The organism is Halorubrum sp. Ea8, from assembly GCF_002252925.1.
Taxonomy (GTDB): domain Archaea; phylum Halobacteriota; class Halobacteria; order Halobacteriales; family Haloferacaceae; genus Halorubrum.
In genome coordinates, this window is record NZ_NHPF01000115.1 from 461 (window position 1) to 1,638 (window position 1,178).

The following is a 1,178-nucleotide window of genomic DNA, read 5'->3' on the forward strand; positions in this document are numbered from 1 at the left end:
CCGAGCACCTCCGCGCCCTCGCCGTCGATCATGTCCATGTTCTTGAGGTTGTCGCGCTCCTCGAAGTCCTCGACGGCCTCCATCACGTCCTCCTGGGTGATCGTCATCCGGTCCTCCGTGAGCGCGCCGAGGACGGCCTCGCGCAACACCATCCGGAGGTCGGAGCCCGTGAGCCCGCTCGTGCGGTCGGCGACCTCCTCGGGGTCGAAGTCGGCGATCTGCATCTCGCGGGTGACGACTCGCAGGATGTCCGAGCGCATGTCTCGGTCCGGCTTGGGGAAGTTGACGATCTCGTCGAAGCGGCGCCACGCGGCCGCGTCGAGCTGGTCGGGGTGGTTCGTCGCGCCGATGAGGAGGACCTCGTCGCGGACGAGCGACACCTCGTCGATCGACTTGAGCAGGGTGTTGACCGCGCGCTTCAGCGCGGCGTGCTCGTCGGAGCGGCGGGTCTTCGCCACCGAGTCGAACTCGTCGATGAAGAGGATACACGGCGAGAGCCGCTTGGCGACCTCGAACGTCTTCTCGACGTTCTTGGCCGTCTCGCCGAGATACTGGCTCGTGATCATCGACATCTTCACCTCGACGAGCGGGATACCGAGCTCGTGCGCGAGCGCCCGCGAGACGGTCGTCTTCCCGGTCCCCGGCGGCCCGACGAACAGCAGCTTCCCGATCTCGCGGAGCCCGATGCTCGCGAGGTACTCGCGGTGCTCGATCGCCTTCACGATCTTCTGGATCTCCCCCTCCTGATCGCCGGTGAGAACGAGGTCCGCGAGCGTCGTCTCGATCTCCTCGGGGGCCTGCACGCTGACGAGATCGAGCATCTCGCCGTCCTCGTCCTCGTCGAAGTACTCCTCGAGCAGGGCGTCGATCCAGACGCGGTCCGCCTGAATCGGCCGGACGCTGTCGCGCGCCTCCTCGTGAGTCACGGGCGCGTCGAGGTCCTCGGCGAGCTCGAGCGCGGCGACGACGGTCGGGTTCTCGGCGAGCCGGTCGTCGTCCGCGTGGTCGCGGTACCACTCCAGCGCCATCGCCGGCTGGGTGAGGGAAATCTCGCCCGAGAACTCGGTGCGTTGGGTGAAGAGGAGGTCCGAGACGGCCTCCCAGGGGTGATCGACGCCCGTGGCGGTGCGAGTGGTCTCGCTGGTCGCTTTGAGCGGCCGCTCGACGCCGCCGACGAC

At 68.0% G+C, this 1,178-nt stretch carries 1 protein-coding gene; it reads right to left on the reverse strand.

Annotation, left to right across the window (positions count from 1 at the left end; genetic code table 11):
- The coding region (locus DJ74_RS14050; protein WP_094527646.1) for an ATP-binding protein at positions 1 to 1,178 on the reverse strand (1,178 nt) is incomplete at both ends.